Below are 22492 nucleotides of genomic sequence, written 5' to 3'. Positions count from 1 at the left end.
GCGCCGCCCTCCACACCTGCTTGGCTTGTCTTACTCCAGCATCACTTCATCAAAAAAGATTCTCGATGTCTGTCCCGGTCTCACATGAGATGCAGGACAAACTCCCGGACCTTTGGCGGTCACACGTACATAACGTGCCTGTGTGCCTCCCAGTTTCAATGACAGGTTTTCTATAAAATTCCCTTCACGGAAAATCTCTTCAGACGTGAAGCTCTGCACGACGGCTTCGCGGAACTTGGAGTTATCATCCGAAACTTCCACCCTCACGGATGCCGGTTTATGGATAGCCATTCCATTGTTCGTGATGCATCCCAATATCAACGTGTTCAGCATTTCCAGCTTCAGCAAGTCAATCGTAAAAGAGACAGAGTCATTGTCCGCCCATGAGCACCACTCGAAATCCGAATATTTCAGGCTTCCGCGTATTCCATTCGTCAGGAGCTTTTCAGTCGGATTGGTTCCCAGTACAGGTTTGGCGGTAGCCAGATTCCATCGGACAGGAAGTATCAATGTCTTTCCTATCTGTCTGCCGTGCGCAAAAATTGCACCTTTTAGGGTAAGCGCCTCTTTTACAGGCACTATTTTTTCGTAGAGCGGTGAAGTTGCCGTAGGTTCGCTGCCGTCCGTCGTATAATGTATCTCCATATCAGGACGGATACATTCCAGTTTCACCTCAAGCATTCCGTTGTTTGGAGTTACCGTATGCTGGATATTGTACATTGAACGGGCGTAAACGATGCCTTTAGCTGTCAGATGCTCATTATAGGCATCCAGTCCTTTCAAAAACGCAGTCCATTCCTTGCGTGCAGGCTGTGTCCATGCCACTTCCGCTAGGGCGGCAAGACGGGGGAACACTAAATAATCGACATCTTCCGGCTTATTGCAGAACTCCGTCCACATAGATGCCTGTACGCCCTTTAACAAAGAAGCATATTCCGGTTTCCAGTCCGCTTGCACAGGTTCGTAATCGTAGATGTCTTTCAGCGTGTTATTTCCGAAATAGGTCTGGGGTTCGAACCATTGCGGGCCTTGATAACGAATCAGATACAAGATGCGGGCAGGGGTCATAATGAACTGATGTCCTTTTTCCGCGGCTTTCAAAGCAGCCGTACCGAGTCCGCGCCAGCCTTGGATGATAACACCTTCCGGCAGGAAACTGCTATTTGTCAGTTCATCCCAACCTATCACTTCGCGTCCTTTGCTGCGTACATAGTCGCTCATCCGTTTCATAAAGTAACCTTGCAGGTCTTCTTCGTTGGCAAGGTGCTCTTTCTTTATCCGCTGCTGGCAAAGCGGGCATTTTTTCCAGTACCCTTTCTGCGCCTCATCTCCTCCCAGATGAATATATCGCGAAGGGAAGATTGCCATCACTTCATCTAAAACATCTTGCAAGAATGTAAAAGCACTATCGTTTCCGGCACAATAAATCACTCCTGAATTACTTCCGCCCAAACCTGGAATTACTCCGATGTAACTGTCTACTACGGGGCAGGCCAGTTGCGGATAGGCAGCCAGTGCAGCGTTGCTGTGAGCCGGCATATCTATTTCGGGGATAATTTCTATCTGGCGGTCGGCAGCATAGGAGACCATTTCTTTAATATCTTCCTGTGTATAAAATCCACCGATAGGAGTGGGTTCACCCGGTTCGGCGTTACGGCGGAAATAGAAGGGAACGTCCATGCGGTTCACTCTCCATGCTCCCACTTCCGTCAGGCGGGGATATTTCTTGATTTCCAATCGCCAGCCGTTATCGTCCGTGAGATGGAAATGAAGCGTATTAATTTTGAGCATGCCCATACAGTCGATGATACGCAACACGTTTTCCTTGGGGATGAAGAAACGGGCGGCATCCAGCATCAATGCCCGATAGCCGAAGCGTGGCTCATCCTGAATGGTTACTGCGGGGATACTCCATCGGATATTCTTAGCCTGTTGATTGCCTTCAACAGCCGACGGCAACAATAGGCGGATGGTCTGTAATGCATAGAAAAAGCCTTTTATATCCGATGCCTTTACCTGAATCTGTTCCGGAGTAACTGCCAACTGATAGGCTTCGCTTTTTAAAGAAGAGTCGGTTGTAAAGCAGACATGGCTCTTCTCACTGCCACCTATTGCCAACTGTGAGGTGATCCCCGAGCTTCTCTTCAATAAGTTTATAAAGTTGCGGACGATGACAGCCTGCTCATGGTTCTCTACCGAAAACAGCGTTTGAGAAGAGAAGGTAAAGTTGCCCTCTCCCGGCACGACCTGCGCCGGACGGGGAACTATTGAAATAGGGGGAGATGTCAAGTTGGCGGCATGCATACTAATCAAAGACGTCAATAGCACGAGAATAATTAAGATTTCTTTCTTCATGGTAATAAAACTTTTAAGAGTGAAAATGTCGAAAGAGATGCATAAACACCTGACTTCCGACATTTTATCAATTAATCTATTGAAAGCAGAACACTATATTAGTAGAATAATTGACCTGCATTTGCCCAGTATGTCACACCTTCGTCCGAATACGTGCTATTCGTATAAAAACGAATCCAATCAATTTCCATCATAGGTGTATTCGGATCGGTCTTAGGTTCGGAAATAGCCTTCAATACACTATCCCATCCGTCCGGACGATTGTCTGCCGGAGCAAAAAGGAAATCCAAAGCCAAGCCATCTGCAGGAGCAAAACCCCAAGAACTTGTCGAAGGGACATCTACATTCGTACTTCCATTGATTCCTACTTTTATTCCATCTGTAGTCAATTCTACCCAATAAATATTATAATCACCAATTTTGGGGAGTGGGCTTGTTTTAGTACCATCTTCCATTGTCGAGAAAACACCTTGTGTCACCAAGTTTCCTTTCGTATTTCTAAGAATATCGATTCTCTGTATTTGTTTATCAAATACGCCCCCAGGTGCATCTCTAAGCTCAATGACCGGAACAATACCCGTACGATCTCCCGTCACACGCACTCTCATTTCTATACGCATTCCCGGATTGATGTGTATAAAACGGGTAGAAGCACCTGAACCGCCTCTTCCAATATATACAGCAGCCGAACCGTAATCTCTACTCGCACCAAGTCCGTCTCCCGGTGTGGAACCAGCTTGTACCCACAATTGATAAGTACCGTCTTCTGTTACATTAGAACATTTATCGCGATTAGCAGCAAACACATCTTGTATTGATTTAGTTGGAATATAATTAAAAGACCAATGCCTATAGTTACCAAACGACGTATTCGGCTTCGTCGGCATACTCCACCCGAAAGAGCTTTGTATAAAATGGAACTCTACGCCACTCCAGAATTTCCATCCTTCCTCTGCTAATTTCTGGTTGGGATGCGAAGTTAACGAAGCATAATCAGTTCCAGGTTTAGCACCCGTTTTTCCGGTTATTTCTACAGACGAGCTTCTGTCACTCCCCCACCAAGCATCGAATTTGCTTTTATTGCCTTTAGATACAAATGGATATTCCGGATGTTCATACACCAAGGTCGGATCATACATATCCGGATTGGCAAGAGATTCGAGGTCAGTCATCATAATTACTAATTTATCAGACTTCATCGGATTAGCTTCAGAGTTTGAAGTGAAATTCAATGTCAACTCCTTGTCTCCTGTCTTCGCTCCATCCATAACTAAAGATATAGGGTCAGTTTTTGCGTTCAGCGCTCCTGCAGGAATAGTCAGTTCACTGGGCAAATTTTCAAAAGAGCTCTCATCCTCCGCTTTTGCGCTGATACTTACCACAATAGGTATTGCCCTCGGTTTATCCAGACTGGCTACCAACACAAATTTATCACCTTCCGTTACTATATTGTCCGCATTGCCTTGTATTGCCATATTTACCCGATAGTAATCGGACACTTTCATAGGAAAACTAGGGTTACCAATCTCGTATCCGCGGGAAAAAGCTACAAAATTAAAGTTTTTACTTCCTTCCAATCCAGTTTCTTTCAGAGGGAACTCAACACGAATACTCTTCTCACCTTTCGGAAAAGTAACGATGTTATGAAAATCTTTGAATACGCCGGACACATCCTCCGTACCAGTTTTAGCGGTAAAATAAATATCAAAATCTTCGTTAGCCAAAACCTCGCTTCCATCCTTATCCGGATTAATATCCAAATCGACAACTAACTTTTCGCCCATTACAAAAGTCGTATTATTGACAGTCATCGTAAAAGGAACAGCTTGTGGTAAAGGCAAATACTTAGTTTCATCTTCACATCCCATCAAGCATACACCCAATAGAGATATTGAAAATAGTTTGTAGAATATATTCTTCATGTTTTTTTCTTTATAATTATCAATGAACTTAAGTTGATGCTTCTCAATTTTTGCGCCACCCCGGATTCTGTGTCAGTTCTTTATTCAATGATATCTCGCTCGGTGGAATCGGAAGTAGATAATCACGTCCCGCATCAAACTGGAACCCACGTGGAAGAACATTTTTCAGTGGATCCAAGTAATCGTTATTGTCTACCAGAATTTGAGCCAATTCTTCATTCTTCGGATCAATTGATTTATATAAAACGCTGCCGGCTCCAAAGTAAGCGCCTCCGCCACGTTTCCCCTGGAATAACTTATGTGCTCTCCAACGCATCAAATCATCCAAACGCATTCCCTGCAATGGCAGTTCAGAGCGTCTTTCCCGACGGATTTCTTGCAGATTGGCAGAAATTGTATAACCAAAATCAGGGAAATTGGGATCAATAGCTGATGGAGCGAGATAAGTGACTCCGGCCCGTTCGCGTAATGGCTTTATAGTCTTCTCCAAAACAGCAGCGTCACATTTTCCCAATTCTTCCGCAGCTTCTGCATAAGCCAGCAAGGCTTCTGCATAACGAATCATTGGAGTGGCAGTTTCTCCCTGCCCACTTACGAATGTAGTATCAATTCCCATACGGATATGATAGCCGGTAGTATTACTCTGATTTCCGGTACTTACAATTTGAGGAGGATTGATTAAATCTTTATCTTCCTCTGAATAAGCCTTCACCAGCATTTTCTTAGCTCCTTTCACTGTCATCGATTTGTATTTACAGTCCGAATGCATTACAGTGGCCAGCAACCGACCATCCCTATCCTTAAAAGATTCATTGAAATCTTTAAATTTTGCGGCTGTGGGATCAATAAAGTTGCCATCCACACTTAAATAATTATCTACTAATGATTGAGAAAGTCCGGCTGGTCCTTCAGCATCACACATTCCACTGGATAAATTCGTATTTAAACTGTGAACCAAGTTGTCGGCAATTGAATATTTCTTCCAAAACAACACTTCCTGAGTAGCCGACAAATCTTTTGAATTGAACAGGTTTCCATACGCATCATCAATATTCTTCACTGATTTATCATTCTCTTTTGTGTTTAATGTAATACCCATTTGAAACAATTCATCCCCCAAAGTAAGTACTTGCTGCAAAAAATCATCTGATTTATACTCGGCAGCGGCAAAGTCAGTACCTTTATGATATTTCTCCCACGTACCTTCAAAGAGTGCCACTCTCATCGCCATAACCATAGCAGCTTCTTTACAAATACGCAATCCCTGATATTTGCTGCGGGAATATAGCAACTCTTTAGCTGCCTTCAAATCATCAAGAATGAATTGTGCCACTGCCGAACGATCACGTGCCGGAATCTGTAACCCGCCAACGGTAGCGTTTCCATCCCAAAACTTGTCCATCACAGGAATACTGCCGAATTTAGTCAACAAGTAATAGTGCCAATATGCACGAAAGAAATAGGCTTCTCCTTTCAGAGATAATACTTCCGCTGTTTCTTCAGCTGCCGGTACTTTATAATATTCTAAGAAGTAATTGACACTACGTAGATTCTGGTATCCTTTCTGCCATTCTGTTACGCCTCCGATAGATTCTTGCAACTCCCCGTTCATACGCCTGTCATACACCATGGCTACCATATTATCACTATTCTTTTCTTCTCCCATTATTCCCATGCCATAGGCACCTGCAGAAGGAAGAGCAATATACAAACCATTGACATAATTAGTCACGGCACTTTGATTCGTCAAGAATGTCTCGCTACTGGGCACCACCAAAGGCACTTTATCCAGAAAGTCAGAACAGGAAGTCAATAAAGTACCGGCTAAAGCTACTGCTAATAAATATATTTTTTTCATCATTATCCTCTATTTAAAAAGTAAAATCAAGTCCGAATACAAAATTCCGGTTTAGCGGATACACCATACCATTACCATTAGATACGACCGGTGAGGTTAGACCCGGAGCCTCTGTAGTAGTACCTCCAGCCATTCCGTTCACCTGATTAAGCGTTTCCGGATCAAACTGTTTTGGCAATTTTGTTACAGTAAACAGGTTATCGCATGCTACATACAATTTCAGTCGACTAATACCGATATGTTTTAGCAACTTCTTATCGAAATTATATGATACAGTCAGGTTCTTCATACGCATATAAGCTGCATTCAATAAATAGCGAGTTGAATTATACCCTGTATTTACATAAAAGTCCTGATTATTTTTCCAGCTAGTCAGACGAGGCAAAAAGCCATTCGGAGTCTCCGGGCTGAAATAATCCAGATGCTCCTTGAAGTTATAGCTACCTGCACTAAACATATAGCTACTTCCCGAAATCGGGAAATCCCTTTTTGCCACTCCTTGCAATAAAGTAGATACTTCAAAACCCTTATATCCCACATTCAAATTGATACCGAACGAATATTTGGGAGTTGTATTACCAATAATCTTCAAGTCACCATGATTGTATATCGTACCGTCACCACCATCTATTTTCCCATCATTATTGGAATCTATATATTTCAAATCTCCACGACGCCACATGTCATCCGGCTTGAGCGCACTCATATCCACCTTTCGCAAGTAATCATCAATCTCACGGTTTGTCATGAAAAGGTCGTCAGCCTGATACCCCCAAATCTCACCAAGATCCATCCCTTCATAATATCCTTTATTAGGACCATACCCGGTGTGATTATTGTAAATGGTTCCATCTGGATTATTATATTTGGTAACGACAGCCTTATAGCTAAACACATTGAATCCTACGCCATAACTAAATCCACATTTCAGCTGATCATGCCAGTTCACCGAAAGCTCCCATCCGCGGTTACGCAATGTAGCATTATTTATTTTAGAGCGGTTTTCGGAAGCTATACCACTAATATCGGGAATAGCTTCGGCCGGACCAATCATATCCCTTGTCATGCGCTGGTATATATTTGCTTCTAAAGAAAGCCGATTGTCGAACAGCATCAAATCAAGTCCCAAGTTTGCATTATCCACTTTTTCCCATGTAATAAACGGACTTACCATTTTAGGGGTCTTTGCTATCGTTCCCTTGATAGCACTGGCAGAAGAGGCAGTAGGCAATAACCAACCATTAGATCCCAAAGCATCCAATGACATAGTAGCCAGATAATCGTATAATCCGGCTCCATTCTGATTACCCAGACGACCATAAGACACACGGACTTTCAATTGAGACACCGGAAGTTTCAGCCTCTGGAAGTAATCTGTTCTGGCAATATCATAACCAGCAGAGAATGAAGGGAAAAATCCCCAACGGTTTCCTTTTGCAAAACGTGAAGAGCCATCATAACGCCCGCTGAACTCAAAGAAATATATATTGTCATAATTCCAGTTCAACTTAAGGTAAGCCCCCATTGTAGCCCAATGTGTACGATCTTCTCCGGCTATGACGTTCCCGCTGGCATTTGCAAAAGAAAAGATATCATTACTCATCATTCCATCTTTATACATATACTCATTGGAATCTTCTTTCATTTCCATTTGGAATCCCGCCATTGCCTTGAAAGAATGTTTTCCCCATTGCTGAATATACATACTGGACACATTAGGCGACAAATAATAATTGAACAGACTTCCACGGGCATAAGAACCGAACTTCATTAACTTCCAATCGATATTCGGATAAGAGAATCCTTGCCTGCGTCCAGTAGCATCACCCGGTTTTAGCGTCCCTAAAGGAGTTTCATATTGCGGATTCTCATATAGAATCATATTGTTATTTTCTACATCAAAACGTATCTTCATTTCAGCCGTAACATCCCATCCTTTCATTAGAGTAGCCGTAGCGGATACTGACAAGGCATCTGAAAGCCGATTATTTTCATAATTCGAATTTTGCATGAAAAGCGTTTCGTTCCAGCTGGGAATATTATATTTTGAATCAATCGGCAAATGTGTAACTTGTGACGGACGATGCGAACCTATCTTATTATAAATAATAGACTGGTTGGGCATCGGACGTTTTATCATTTGCAAAGTTATATTATTATTTAGGTTGAATCTCAACCAGTCAGTAGGCTTCGCCTGTAGCTTTGTATTCAGATTATACTTGCTCAAATCATCCTTAACATGATCCAGAAAGCCCTCCTGATAGACATATCCCATACCGATATAGTAGTTTATCTTCTGCGATCCACCCTGTACACTCAAATTATGTGAATGACGAATGGACTTATCCTTGTAATAGTATTTAAACCAATCCGTATTGCCATACTGGGCATAATATGCACTAGCCCAGTCTTCTCCGTTACTAGATACATCTATTCCCGGAAATTCCTCTGAATATGGATTCTGCATGAATCCCTTAATCTTTTCTATAACCGAGTCTGAGATTCTATTAATCCCCGAAGCAGATGCACCGGCATCATACAAAGCATTATTATAATAAGCAAACTCCAAAGAATTCATCATCTGTGGAGTACGGATAGGAGAACTAAAACCAACTGTTCCCGAATAACTTACTTTAGCTTTTTCCGAATTTCCACTTTTAGTTGTAACCAATACCACACCATAGGCGGCACGGGCACCATAAATCGCGGCTGCCGAGGCGTCTTTCAACACACTGATACTAGCAACATCGGCGGGATTCACATTCTGCATACTTTGTTCGATTCCGTCTACCAATACATACGGTTCGCCACCATTGATAGAGCCAACACCACGGATATTGAATTTTATATCCGTACCCAACTCACCTCCTTTAGCTCCTCCCATTGCATCCGATGCGAAATTTAATCCTGCTACATTACCTTGCAAAGCGCTGGTGAGGTCCGTTATGGGACGATTGACGATATCATCTCCTTTCACTACAGATACCGCCGCCGTAATTGTATTTCTCTTTTGCGTATCCATACCGACAACAACAACCTCGTCAAGCACTTCCGTGTTTTCCTTCAATACGAATCGATTGTTTTGTAATTTTGTAATTTTCACATCCAATGGAGTATAGCCAACATAACTTATAGAAAGCGTTTGCCCCGCTTTTCCCTGAACAGAAAAATTTCCGTCCAAATCCGTAATTGTTCCGGTTTTTGCACCTTTCACCATCACACTGGCGCCAATAACAGCTTCTCCCTGTTCGTCCACTACTTGCCCCGTAATCATCTTTTGTTGGGCAATGACCCCTATCGGCAATAAGAATAGGAAAATCAGAAGAAAAACAAGTCGTTCTTGTATCTTCATTAATTTTTCTTTTTTCATAATATTACATTTAATAATTAAGATTACATTTACTTGGGATTATTAATCTCATAAGCAACAAACTCCTCTTGTATCGCTTTCAACAATGATTTTTCATTATTTACCGACACATCGGACCCCCAACTCATTATTCCTCTATAGCCTTCCTCACAAGCATACTTCGCTTTTTTACGAATCGTATTCTGACCATTAAGAGTATACGTTTTGCCATTATACGTAAATTCATCCAAAGCAACATCCGAAAGTCCACCATTTATAAAATCAGAGTAAGAGACTTGTTCTCCATTTACACCGGTAGTCCCGATAAAAGGCACACCGAGAACCAGTTTATCTGCCGGAATCCCGTACTCAACAGCCATTTCTGCATCTTTTACAAATTGCTCGTAAGAATATCGCATCACTGCCGGTCCGTAGCATTGGTAAGACATAAAATCCAAAGCTTCAATCGCATTTTTCGAAATTTTATAAGCAACCGGATGAAGGGATACGGAGAAACATACGTCTTTGCCAAGTATCTGTCTGATTTTCACAATCGTCGCACTGTAGTTAGCATATTCTGTCTCCGTAGTAGGCCATTCAATATCAAGGTCTACTCCATCAAATTCATATTCCTTCAAAACACTCTTCAAATTATTAGCAAATGCGGTACGCGTATTATCAGCACTCATCATTTGCCTCCATTGCCCGCTGCCGAATCCTAATCGTAATTTTCGGCTGTCATTACCTACCTGAGCTGCCAAGGTTTCGCGTATTTTTTTCCAACGGTCCAACCAAGTGTGAGAGTCCTTCCCCGGATTGGTAGAATCATCATATTGCCAATAAGCCAACACTTTTGCTACCATATTCCAATTATCGAATTTTATACCATTCTTCCCACCAGTACCTGCTGCCATACTCCAAAAAGAAGTTTCATCCAAACGGCCTTTGAAGTTTTCACCTATATAAAAATCGGCACGGGCAGTAGGCAATACGATTTCTTTGTCAAGCGTAGAAGACCACGCATCTACAAAAATCCTGAATTGCTTTTTATTGCCATCATAATCTACCGCCAGATAATGCCAAGCTCCCGGAGCCAAACCCTTGGCATCCACATAGGTACCTGCTGTCACTGATGCATTTCCCAACGCCCAGCTCACAGTCTGCTCGTTAGTACCTAATTGTAAGGCAGCCAACACTTTATCTCCACTTGTTTTTTTAAAGATATATGCTCCGGGCACCCACTCATCTATAAATATATAGGTAGCAAAAGTGAAACTTTTATTAAATGTCTCTTCTGTAGAATGCAATAATCCATCTTTTCCATTCATTTTTCCGGTTCCGTCAAATTTTATCACACCGCTACGTCCCTCATAAGTAGCTTCATGCGAAACCCCGCCTGTAAAAGTTGCATCATTTATAGGCAAGTCAAAAGCTATATCTCCATTAGCATAAGGACGCGCAGCCAAATAAATAAGATCATTGCTGACAATCAGATTTTCTACCGGAATACGGTTTAATTCGAAAGGGTCACCACCAATGTATTGACAATTGATTAATGTTTTCTCAGCCGGATCATCCACTCCCGGCTGTCCGGTGATTGCTCCTTCAGGGGGCATTCCACCCGGAACTTCTACCCATTTAGTGTCTTTACAAGCTGTTAGCGATACTAACACGAAAAGACATAAAAAGAATTTGTTTCTCATAAATTTAAGTTATTAAGATTTTCTATTCGCTGACAATAAGAGTCTCCATTAATCAAACAATTGGTTTTTCTCCTAAAATCAACGTCACAAAAATAGGTACAACAACAAAAATCAATATTTAAAAAATAGCCATTAAATATTCACTTTTCACCAAATCAACCCGTTCCATCGGAGAAATGGTTCTTATCTCAAAAAGACAATGATTAAAACACCCAACTATCCGGTTCTGACCTTGCCAAAACCCTCTTATTGAATATTCATGTTATAATCCGGTTTCAGCCGTTTCAGTGTTGTCTGCAAACGCCTTGATAGGAGGAAATAGCGGCTGAAAGCGGAAAAAGACATCCCTCGCAGAAAGATACTGCAAACAAGGTAGAGTGCTTTCAGCGCATTCAGTTTTCTCAAATTAGCTGATGGATCTATATATTCAGCGTAGTAGGTATATATACTCACCACGCTGAATATATATGCCCAACAAGCGGGGTATATAGATTCATCACGTGGGCAAAAGTCGGTGGAATGTGGGCTTGGGTTCCTTTGAGTGGGGGATGGAGTACTACATACAATGAAATGATGTAAGAGACTTGAGCAAGTCAAGTACATGGCTCTGCTTACTTCAGTACTGGTTTGAACAAGTTCATCCACACATAGTTTTATTCCTTACCGCATCACCATCGAGCAAAATTAGTAAAGCTATTTCGTAATTAGTTTCAACCCTATTTGAAACTAAAAGTTTCACGCCGGGAAACAAAGTGTTTCACCGTATGAAACGAAGTGTTTCTCGGTGTGAAACGGATTGTTTCAAGCCTTGAAACAATTTTTGAAACTAATCGCCACAGGTGAAGAGATGGTGAAGTTATTGCACTTCACCCGCAAACTCCTTATTCATCGGAGAGACAGAGAAAAGGTGAAAGGGGAGATGGAAAGATGGAAAATAAATATCCAGTGGGGAAATTTATTCGATACTGTAATGATTCAGTACTATACCGAAATGAATATTACTTTATAAGCTCTCTACTTCTTTTCCTGATAATTAACAGCTATCGAATGCTGTATCTCAAGAATTTACCTCCTCGCAAACTCTCATTTCCATACCTTTATACACTACCACAATCTTGTGTAGTTGCGTAGTGCCAATAGCGTTCTTCACCCTGTCGGTGTCAGCATAGCGGTTGGTCTGGGCAATAGCTTCCGCCCGCAATTCCTCCACCCGGCTTTCGGGGTCTTTGTATCTGGCATACTTCAGCTCGATGATGTAGCTATGGCTCATGTCAGGGTAAATCTCCAGCATGGGAGACAGGAAAATGTCAACATATCCGGATTGCGTGTCTGCTTCGGAAATGGGACGGTAGAAACGGTTTTGCGCTGTCATGGCAAGCGTGAAGCCATGTACGAAGGACTCTCCTTTCTGCTTGTCGCGCTGAGAGGCGTAGCGTTTCAGGCAATCGGCGATGTAGTCGAAGTAAGATTGCCATGCGCCATCGTAAGCCAAAGCAGAGGATAACTCATCTTTTTCATGGTTGTTGAAACTGAGGTCGGCTTCATTGTATGTATTCAGCAGATAAGTATAGAGTTGTTCACGCACCACTTGGTTGGGAATGATAAGTTTAGTCTTACCTTTGTACGTTCCGCTCACGGTGAGCATGCCGAAGTAATAGAGCAGGCTCACGAAATTATCGGAATCTACAATGTTGGCAGCTGGGAAACCGTCTTTCAACTCGCCGGTGATGTATCCCTGGCTCACTAAAGTCTGGATAATGGAGGCATCGTGCGCAAACTCTTTATCCTTGCGGATAAGCATACGCAGTTTCTCGTAATCGATACGAATGTTACTTTCTATCATATTTCGCGGTGCCTTTCCGTTATTATCAATATAGTTCTTAACGAAATAGAGCACCATATTGGAGTTGTACAAGGTTGGCTGATCATAACACTCCTGCGCAAAGCAATAGTTGTCATACCACGGTTTCATAAGTTCTATCAACTCATCTACAGTGTGATGGAATGGAGCTTTAGTAGAATAATAAGTCAGCATTTCGCGGACTTCGTCCTCGGTGAAACCCATCATTGCGTTGAATTTCGGTGTGAGGGAATAGTTGGTGCCAATATTAAATCCACTGGTGAGGTCATCCATCGTGACGGGACTCACTCCGGTGATGAAGCAACGCTTGATGCTGGAATAGGTTCCGGCTTTCACCCTATTGAAGAAGGCGCGCAGGTAGCCTTCCTTGTGGGTCTCTTCCGTATATCGGTGAATGCTTTCGGCATCCGAGAGGATGGCATTGGTGAAGTGGTCATATTCGTCAATGAAAAGATATATTTGCTGCCCGGCAAGTTCACACTGATGATATAGATAATCCAACTGCTCAACAGCTCCTGCTTTTTCATTCAAGACTTCCTTAATGCCTTTCGGCAGGTATTCTGCATAAATATCACAGAAATAATCGAAGCTGGTATTGCAATGTGCATCCAACCCTTGACGGTAGTTGTGCAACTCTCCACTAATTCCTGAGAAATTGAGATACAGCACCAGATAACTGTTACGGTCTCGTGTGGGATGCTTTCCGATATAGAGGTCGCCAAACAGGGCATCGAACTTGTCACGTGTACGCACATCATAATAGTGTTGCAACATGTTCAGCGTAAGGCTCTTGCCGAACCGGCGCGGGCGGATGAAAAAGAAGAATCTGTCCGATTGTTCTATTACAGGGATGAACGAGGTTTTATCCACGTAATAATAATTATCAAGACGAATATCCGCAAAGTTCATCATGCCGTATGGCAGCAACTTTCTTTCTGATGATACATATTCCATAATCCGGTGTATTTATGAGTTCACTTTTTATCAGTGCAAACAAAGATACGCTCTTTCCGCTACTTTCACAAACAAATGATTTTAAAAATGTTCTCTGCCCTGATACTCTTCCATGAGTACTGCAAGAAACAATAGATCAAAATGGACTCATCATCGTTGCTTTCTTACACACCTTATCTATAAACATGTTCATTGGGGTCGATATTGCAATGAGGTCCTTATATGCTTCGGCATATAATTCTTCCCGGCTCATACCTGTCAGATACATACTTGTTTTTATATAGGAAACAAAGGTAGTATTTATCTCCAGACCGGACATCATCCGTCGGAGTGTTTTTCTTTGAAAATTGGATATACTGAATGTAAACCAGACCCGGTTCTTCATTAGAAACATCTTACCAAACCTACAAAGAAGCACTTTTAGCGATTTTTAAAAGCCTATTGGTAAAAATTGAAACCAACCCGCTAGACAGAATCTTAAAAAACAAGTACCTTTGTATCTCACATTCCTTTAAACAACACATATTATGAAAAAACTCTGCCCTCTTATTCTTTGCACACTTTTTTCTCTTTCCGCAGCGTCCATAGAGACGGTGGATTATACTCAAGGGCTTTCCGTATGGTTCGACACTCCCAACAATCTCGATGGACAAGCTATCTGGCTACGTGCCAACGGCACAGGGGCGAATCCGGACAAAGCATGGGAAAGCCGTTCGCTACCTATCGGGAATGGCAGCCTGGGAGCGAATATCATGGGCTCCATATCCGCAGAACGAATCACACTGAATGAAAAAAACTCTCTGGAAAGGGGGGCCGAATACCGCCAAAGGCGCCGAGTATTATTGGAACGTAAACAAACAGTCGTCAGGTGTACTGAAAGAAATCCGGCAGGCTTTCCTGGACGGGGATTCTAAAAAGGCGGGGTATCTCACGCAGGAAAACTTCAACGGGCTGGGAGCTTATGAAGAAAAAGACGAGACTCCGTTCCGCTTCGGTGCTTTTACCACGATGGGAGAGCTTTATGTGGAAACCGGACTCAGCGAAATCAATATGAGCAATTACCGCCGCATCCTGTCGTTGGATTCGGCGATGGCTGTGGTGCAATTTTACAAAGACGGGATACGGTATCAACGTAAATACTTCATATCCTATCCAGACAGCGTTATGGTCATGAAGTTTACTGCCGACAAAGGCGGAAAACAGAATCTTGTACTTAGCTATTGTCCCAACAACGAAGCAAAAAGCCATCTGGAAGCAGATGGAAACGACGGATTAGTATATACCGGCGTTCTCAATAACAACGGAATGAAATTCGCTTTCCGAATCAAAGCTATCCACAAAGGGGGAACACTGAAAGCAGAAAACGACCGGATTATTGTGAAGGATGCTGACGAAGTGGTATTCCTGCTTACGGCAGATACCGATTATAAGATGAACTTTGCCCCAGACTTCAAAGACCCGAAAGCCTACGTCGGCAACGACCCGTCACAAACGACTCTGGCTATGATGGACAATGCCCTGAAAAAAGGTTATGACGAGCTTTATCGTAATCACGAAGCCGATTATACCGCGCTGTTCAATCGGGTACGTTTTGAAATCAATCCGGAAATCGGCACTCCCAACCTGCCGACCTACAAACGACTGGCTAGCTATAAGAAAGGCGTGCCGGACTATCAGCTCGAACAATTGTACTATCAGTTCGGACGCTATCTGCTCATAGCCAGTTCGCGCCCCGGCAACATGCCAGCCAACCTGCAAGGATTGTGGCACAACAATACCGACGGCCCGTGGCGGGTAGATTACCACAATAACATCAACATTCAAATGAATTACTGGCCTGCGTGCCCCACCAATCTCTCTGAATGTACATGGCCTTTGATTGACTTTATACGCAGCTTGGTAAAACCCGGCGAGAAGACAGCACAAGCCTATTTCAACGCCCGCGGATGGACAGCATCCATCTCTGCCAATATCTTCGGATTCACAGCTCCCTTATCCAGCAAATCTATGGCATGGAACCTGAATCCTACCGTCGGTCCGTGGCTGGCAACGCATATATGGGAGTATTATGATTATACCCGTGACACGAAATTCTTAAAGGAAATCGGCTACGACCTTATCAAAAGCAGCGCACAGTTTGCGGTAGACCACTTGTGGCACAAGCCCGACGGGACTTACACCGCCGCTCCTTCCACTTCTCCCGAACACGGCCCGGTGGACGAGGGAGTCACTTTCGCGCATGCCGTAGTACGTGAAATATTACTGGACGCCATCCAGGCAAGCAAGGTGCTCGGAACGGACGCCAAAGAACGCAAACAATGGGAAAACGTACTGACCAAACTGGTTCCGTACCGTATAGGACGCTACGGTCAGTTGTTGGAATGGTCTACCGACATAGACGACCCGAAAGATGAACACCGCCACGTCAACCACCTGTTCGGATTGCATCCGGGGCATACCATCTCTCCCGTGACTACCCCCGAACTTGCACAGGCAGCCAGAGTGGTACTGGAACATCGCGGAGACGGCGCTACCGGTTGGAGCATGGGTTGGAAGCTCAACCAATGGGCACGACTGCAAGACGGAAACCATGCGTATAAACTATACGGCAACTTATTGAAAAACGGTACACTGGACAACCTCTGGGATACCCATGCGCCTTTCCAGATAGACGGAAACTTCGGCGGTACGGCAGGAATAACCGAGATGTTATTGCAAAGCCACATGGGATTCATCCAACTTCTTCCCGCTTTGCCGGATGCATGGGCAAACGGCTCAATAAGCGGAATCTGCGCCAAAGGAAATTTTGAGGTTTCCATCTCCTGGAAAGAGGGACAACTGGAGAAAGCTATCATCCATTCCAAATCCGGAATCCCCTGTAACGTAAGATACGGAGACAAGACGCTCAAGTTCAAGACCGTAAAAGGGAAAAAATACGAAATCACCTTAAAAGGGGACAAGTTAGCCGTATTATAAAGAAGGCATCTGTCCTCATAAACAAACCTGCTTTACATGAAAACCAAATACGCTGTTCTGTCAAGCCTTTTCTTTATCATACAGTTAGTCGGTGTTCTCCCTCTCCGGGCAGAACACTATTACTTTAAACAAATCTCTCTGAAAGAAGGGCTGCCTTCCAACGTGCGCTGTATTCTCCGGGATGAGCAGGGTTTCGTATGGATAGGTACCAAATCGGGACTGGGAAAGTTCGACGGGCACGAACTGAAAAGATACAAACACCAGGCAAACGACCCGAACTCGCTTCTCCACAACCTGATTTATCAGATTGCCGAAGACAAGCAACACAACATCTGGGTACTGACTGAAAAAGGTATTGCCCGTTACCAACAGCAGAGCAACGACTTCACGTTCCCCACGGACGAGGACGGGAAGAATATCACCGCCTATTCCTTCTGCCTTGTCCCGGACGGAATCCTCTTTGGCGGCAAGGACAGGATTTACAAATATAGTTATAACGATTCTTCTCTCCGGCTTCTGCAATATTTCAACGCCAACTCTTTTAAAATCAACGCTCTCAGTATGTGGGATTCAAAGACGTTGCTTTGTTGCAGCCGTTGGACAGGCATATACCTCGTAGACCTGCATACCGGAGAGCACAGACGGCCCCCTTTCGACTGCGGGCCGGAAATTACCACCATGATGACCGACAGCCGGAAAAGAATATGGATTGCCCCTTACAGCGGCGGACTTCGTTGCTACTCATACGACGGCAAACTACTGGCTTCGTACTCCACCCGCAACTCCGCCCTTAGCAACGACATCGTCCTAAGCCTCGCCGAAAGGGAAGGGCAACTGTGGATAGGAACAGATGGCGGCGGAATCAATATCCTCACCTCCGAAACCGGGGAAATCTCCCAACTGGAATATATCCCGGGACGTGAAAACTACTCTCTCCCCGCCAACTCCATTCTCTGCCTGCACAACGACCACAATAACAATATATGGGCAGGAAGCACCTGCAACGGATTAATCAGCATCCGGGAAGTGTTCATGAAAACCTACACCGACGTAGTCCCCGGCAACGACCGCGGACTAAGCAACAGCACCGTGCGAAGCCTTTACCGCCAATCGACCGACAGTATCTGGATTGGTACGGACGGCGGCGGTATCAACCTCTTTAACCCGCGTACCGAGAAATTCACCCATTATCTTTCTACCTGGAACGATAAAATAGCGTTTATCAGCGGATTCACTCCCGGAAAACTACTGATTTCCCTTTTCTCCAAAGGAGTATTCATATTCAACCCCGCAACCGGGGAGAAACAGCCTTTTACCATTGTCGACAAAGAAACTACGACACAACTTTGCAACCGGGGAAAATCGGTCAACTTATATCAGAACACCCCCAACACCGTGTTATTACTGGGCGACCATGTCTACCAGTATCACCTGAAAGAAAAGAAATTCGACAAGGTCACCGGAGAAGAAGGGAAAAGTATTGTCGGCACGCTCGTCCCCTTCAAGCACGAGAACAACCGGACTTACATCAACGATTTCAAACATATCTACGAACTGCACGATGGGGATTCCTTGCTGCAAACAACCTTCGAATGTTATCAGGATACCGTAATCAGTTCGGCGTCACACGACGAGCACGGCGATTTCTGGATAGGAAGCAATTTCGGCCTTATCCACTACAACCCCGTTTCCCAAAAGCAGACGCACATCCTTACCAACCTGTTTACCGAAGTCAACATGGTGCAATGCGACCAGAGGGGCAAAGTATGGATAGGTGCGGATAATCTGCTTTTCGCCTGGCTTATACAGGAACAGAAGTTCGTTCTCTTCGGAGAGTCGAACGGAGCTATCCAAAACGAATATCTGCCCAACGCCCGGTTGGTAAACAATGAGGGGGATGTCTATATCGGCGGTGTAAAGGGTATGCTGCGCATTGACGGCCAGCTGCTGCTGAATACATCGGAAATGCCGGAACTGCAACTGTTGGATATTATCATCAATGGTGAGCCTGCACAGAACAAACTATATAGTCATCCGGCAGCAATCTCTGTCCCATGGGACAGCAATATCACTATCCGAATCATGTCGAAAGAAGAGGATATCTTCCGCAAGAAAGTCTACCGCTACCGGATAGAGGGGCTGAACGACCAGTATATCGAATCGTACCAGCCGGAATTGGTAATCCGGTCATTACCGCCGGGCAATTACAAAATTATGGCTTCATGCACAGCGAAAGACGGTAGCTGGATTCCCAACCAGAAAATACTGGAACTAACCGTACTCCCACCATGGTATCGCACGTGGTGGTTCATTCTCGGTTGTGCCATTCTCATTGCCACCATAATCATCGAAACTTTCCGCAGAACATTGAAACGTAATCAGGAAAAACTAAAATGGGCGATGAAAGAGCATGAGAAACAGATGTACGAGGAAAAGGTACGTTTTCTTATCAATATCAGCCACGAACTACGGACTCCGCTGACGCTTATTCATGCGCCACTCAATCAGATTTTGAAGTCGCTCTCTTCCGGAGACAGCCAATATCTGCCGTTAAAAGCCATCTACCGGCAGGCACAACGGATGAAGAACTTGATTAATATGGTGCTCGACGTGCGGAAAATGGAAGTAGGGGAGAGTAAACTGCAAATTCAGCCTCATCCGCTCAATCAATGGATTGAACACGTTTCGCAGGATTTTATCAGTGAGGGGGAAGCAAAGAATGTGCATATCCGCTATCAGCTCGACCCACGGATAGAGAAAGTTAGTTTCGATAAGGACAAATGCGAGATTATCCTAAGTAACCTGCTTATCAATGCTTTGAAACACAGTCCGCAGGACACGGAAATAACGATTGCTTCGGAACTGCTGCCCGAAGAAAACCGGGTGCGTATCTCCGTCATCGACCAGGGATGTGGACTAAAGCAAGTGGATACGCACAAGCTCTTTACCCGCTTCTACCAGGGAACGGGAGAACAGAGCGGAACAGGAATCGGCTTGTCTTACTCCAAGATTCTGGTGGAACTGCACGGCGGCTCTATCGGCGCACAGGATAATGAAGAAACCGGAGCCAGCTTTTTCTTTGAGTTGCCGTTGAGGCAGGAACCGGAAGAAATCATCTGCGAGCCAAAAGCTTATCTGAACGAGTTGATGATGGATGATAACAGCGGGCAGCCGTCCGCGAAAGAGGTATTCGACACCACTCCATACACTATTCTCGTAGTGGATGACAATCCGGATATGACAGACTTTCTGAAAAGAACGTTCGAAGGATACTTCAAACGGATAATTATCGCCGGAGACGGGGTGGAAGCCCTTCAACTGGTCAGAAGCCATGTCCCTGATATTATAGTCAGTGACGTGATGATGCCTCGGATGAACGGGTATAAACTTTGTAAAACGATTAAAGAGGATATCAATATCAGTCACATCCCAGTCATTCTGCTAACTGCCAGAGATGACAGGCAAAGCCAAATAAGCGGTTACAAGAATGGAGCGGACGGCTATTTAAGCAAACCTTTCGAAGTGGAAATGCTAATGGAACTTATCCGCAACCGGTTGAAAAACCGGGAATATACCAAGAAAAGGTATCTGAATGCAGGATTAATCCCCACACCGGAAGAAAGCACCATCAGCCTGACAGACGAAACATTCCTAATTAAACTGAATAGTATCATCCAGGAAAATATAGAAAATTCCAATCTGGGCATTCAGTTTATCTGCCAGGAAGTAGGATTGGGCCGTTCTTCGCTTTATAACAAACTGAAAGCACTTACAGGCATGGGAGCGAACGAGTATATCAGTAAGCTCCGTATAGAAAAAGCTATTACATTGATATCCGGCACGGATATGCCCTTCTCTGAAATTGCAGAGAAAACCGGGTTTACCACTCCGAGTTATTTCAGTACGGCTTTCAAGCAATATACCGGGGAAACACCCAGTCAATATAAAGAAAGAAAAAAGAAAGGTCTGGCTGATAAATAATACCATCATTATTCTTTATGCTGGCTGAAGTTTCCGGCTGCAAGCCAATTCGCCGCATATTGACCGATATTGACCGATTAACAAACGGGCTGCCACAGAATCACTTCTCCGGCAGCCCTTCTTTCATTAAATTAAAAAACAGAGAGTATGATACAGTTTATTCCTGACCTCCTCCTAAAGCACGGTATAGGTTAATTAAACTTTGTATTTCAGTAAAATGATTGGCCGTCTGCGAGAGTTGTGCACTAAGCAACGACTGCCGGGAGGTAAGCACTTCCAGATAGGTTGTATTACCATGCTCCATCAACAGAGTAGTGCTTCGCAAAGCCGTTTGCAGGGAAGTGATCTGTTTATCCAACAAGATTCTTTTTCCCTGACTGGTTTGATAGGCAATCAACGCATCATTCACCTCACTACCGGCATTGAGCAACGTTTGCTGAAAACCGAGCGCCGCTTCTTCCTGTTGCGCACGGGCAATGCGGTATTGTGCCACCACCTGTCCTCTGTTAAAGAGCGGCTACGTAAGCGAACCTACCGCCGACGCGAGAAACTTACCCGGATTGATAATCATCGCCCCGGCGGAGTTTGTCCATCCGGCACTCCCGCTCAAAGTGATGGAAGGATAGAAAGCCGAACGTGCCGCATTGGTGCCATAGAACGCCGCTTCCAACGTCCGCTCTGCCGAACGGACATCCGGACGGGAAGAAAGCATCCGTACAGGAATTCCTATCGAGAAGTCGGCAGGAAACTGTTGCTTTGCCAATACACCACGCTCATAGTTGCGTGGCGTCTCCGCCAATAATAAGGCAAGACTGTTCTCCACCTGATTGATCTGCTGCTGCAAATCGAGGACCGAACCCTGCACCTGATAATAGGCCGCCTCCATCTGCGACACAGCCGATTCGTTTGCCAATCCGGCATTCATTAATGCACGGGTGGACGCAACGGTTTCTTTCCATGCCTCTTCCGTCTGACGGGAGAGGTCGAGTTGTTCGTCCAGCATCAACAGGGTGTAATAGGTATTGGCGATACCTGCTATCAACTGCGTACGGACTGCCTGACGGTAATCCTCGCTTTGAGCATAAAGCGCTTTCGCCTGTTTCTTGGAGTTGCGCATACGCCCGAAAACGTCCAACTCCCAACTGGCAGTAACGGGCAACGAATAAGTCTGCGTAGCCTTCTGCGTATCGAAACTGCTCACTGTTCCCTGCGGAGCAAGCGCAAAAGCGGGCAGAAAAGCAAGTTTGGCGGACATCAGTACGGCCTGTGCTTCTTCCACACGGAGCTGGGCAGACTGATAGTCGGTATTGGTCTGCAATCCCACTTCAATGAGGGATTGCAGATAAGGGTCGGTGAAGAGTTCCCGCCAGTCCATATTACCCAGACCGGCAGTGTCTTCGGTCACCACTTCCCCGCCGTAAAGATCGTCGGGAACGACAGTGGCGGGTTCGTATTTGGTATAGATGCCACAACCGCTCAACGACAGACTGATGGCAACTAATGTGATGATATTCTTCTTCATTCTTTCTTTCA

General features: G+C 44.5%; 9 protein-coding genes and 2 pseudogenes. 3 read left to right on the top strand and 8 right to left on the bottom strand.

The features are described from left to right. Nucleotides 1–30 precede the first annotated feature (30 nt). From BXY_RS11155 to BXY_RS11130, 6 genes are all read right to left on the bottom strand, one after another. Nucleotides 31–2355 carry a glycoside hydrolase family 20 protein gene (locus tag BXY_RS11155; RefSeq protein WP_015531940.1) on the bottom strand — a complete coding sequence of 775 codons (2325 nt, stop codon included), beginning with the start codon at nt 2353–2355 and terminating at the stop codon, nt 31–33. Nucleotides 2356–2453: 98 nt separating this feature from the next. After that, a complete protein-coding gene (locus tag BXY_RS11150) occupies nt 2454–4277 on the bottom strand; it encodes a DUF5006 domain-containing protein (RefSeq protein WP_008023682.1) in 1824 nt (607 codons plus the stop codon). Nucleotides 4278–4320: 43 nt separating this feature from the next. Beyond that, nucleotides 4321–6135 (bottom strand): RagB/SusD family nutrient uptake outer membrane protein, encoded by a 1815-nt coding sequence (locus BXY_RS11145; RefSeq protein ID WP_008023680.1) that lies wholly within the window; start codon nt 6133–6135, stop codon nt 4321–4323. A 13-nt stretch (nt 6136–6148) separates the two neighbouring features. Further along, on the bottom strand, nt 6149–9505 hold the full coding sequence (locus tag BXY_RS11140) for a SusC/RagA family TonB-linked outer membrane protein (protein WP_004312870.1): 3357 nt from the start codon (nt 9503–9505) through the stop codon (nt 6149–6151). 29 nt (nt 9506–9534) lie between these two features. Continuing rightward, complete coding sequence (locus BXY_RS11135; protein WP_015531938.1) at nt 9535–11187, bottom strand: glycosyl hydrolase family 18 protein; 1653 nt, start codon at nt 11185–11187, stop codon at nt 9535–9537. Between the two features lie 246 nt (nt 11188–11433). Next, complete coding sequence (locus tag BXY_RS11130; RefSeq protein WP_074707041.1) at nt 11434–11640, bottom strand: hypothetical protein; 207 nt, start codon at nt 11638–11640, stop codon at nt 11434–11436. A 355-nt stretch (nt 11641–11995) separates the two neighbouring features. Here BXY_RS11130 and BXY_RS11125 point away from each other — a divergent pair, with 355 nt between their 5' ends. Beyond that, nucleotides 11996–12196 carry a hypothetical protein gene (locus BXY_RS11125; RefSeq protein ID WP_225450101.1) on the top strand — a complete coding sequence of 67 codons (201 nt, stop codon included), beginning with the start codon at nt 11996–11998 and terminating at the stop codon, nt 12194–12196. A 48-nt stretch (nt 12197–12244) separates the two neighbouring features. On the opposite strand, the gene BXY_RS11120 is transcribed toward BXY_RS11125, so the two are convergent. After that, nucleotides 12245–14002, bottom strand: coding sequence for an AAA family ATPase (locus BXY_RS11120; RefSeq protein WP_009040686.1), 1758 nt, complete (start codon nt 14000–14002; stop codon nt 12245–12247). A 527-nt stretch (nt 14003–14529) separates the two neighbouring features. Here BXY_RS11120 and BXY_RS11115 point away from each other — a divergent pair. Continuing rightward, nucleotides 14530–16978 (top strand): annotated as a pseudogene (locus tag BXY_RS11115) (glycoside hydrolase family 95 protein). 36 nt (nt 16979–17014) lie between these two features. Further along, on the top strand, nt 17015–20959 hold the full coding sequence (locus BXY_RS11110) for a hybrid sensor histidine kinase/response regulator transcription factor (protein WP_015531935.1): 3945 nt from the start codon (nt 17015–17017) through the stop codon (nt 20957–20959). A 157-nt stretch (nt 20960–21116) separates the two neighbouring features. Here BXY_RS11110 and BXY_RS11105 read toward each other — a convergent pair. Beyond that, nucleotides 21117–22481 (bottom strand): annotated as a pseudogene (locus BXY_RS11105) (efflux transporter outer membrane subunit). Nucleotides 22482–22492: the final 11 nt, after the last annotated feature.

Origin of the sequence: Bacteroides xylanisolvens XB1A (genome assembly GCF_000210075.1) — a bacterium.
Lineage (GTDB): Bacteria > Bacteroidota > Bacteroidia > Bacteroidales > Bacteroidaceae > Bacteroides > Bacteroides xylanisolvens.
This window is presented reverse-complemented; position numbering and strand designations above follow the sequence as displayed.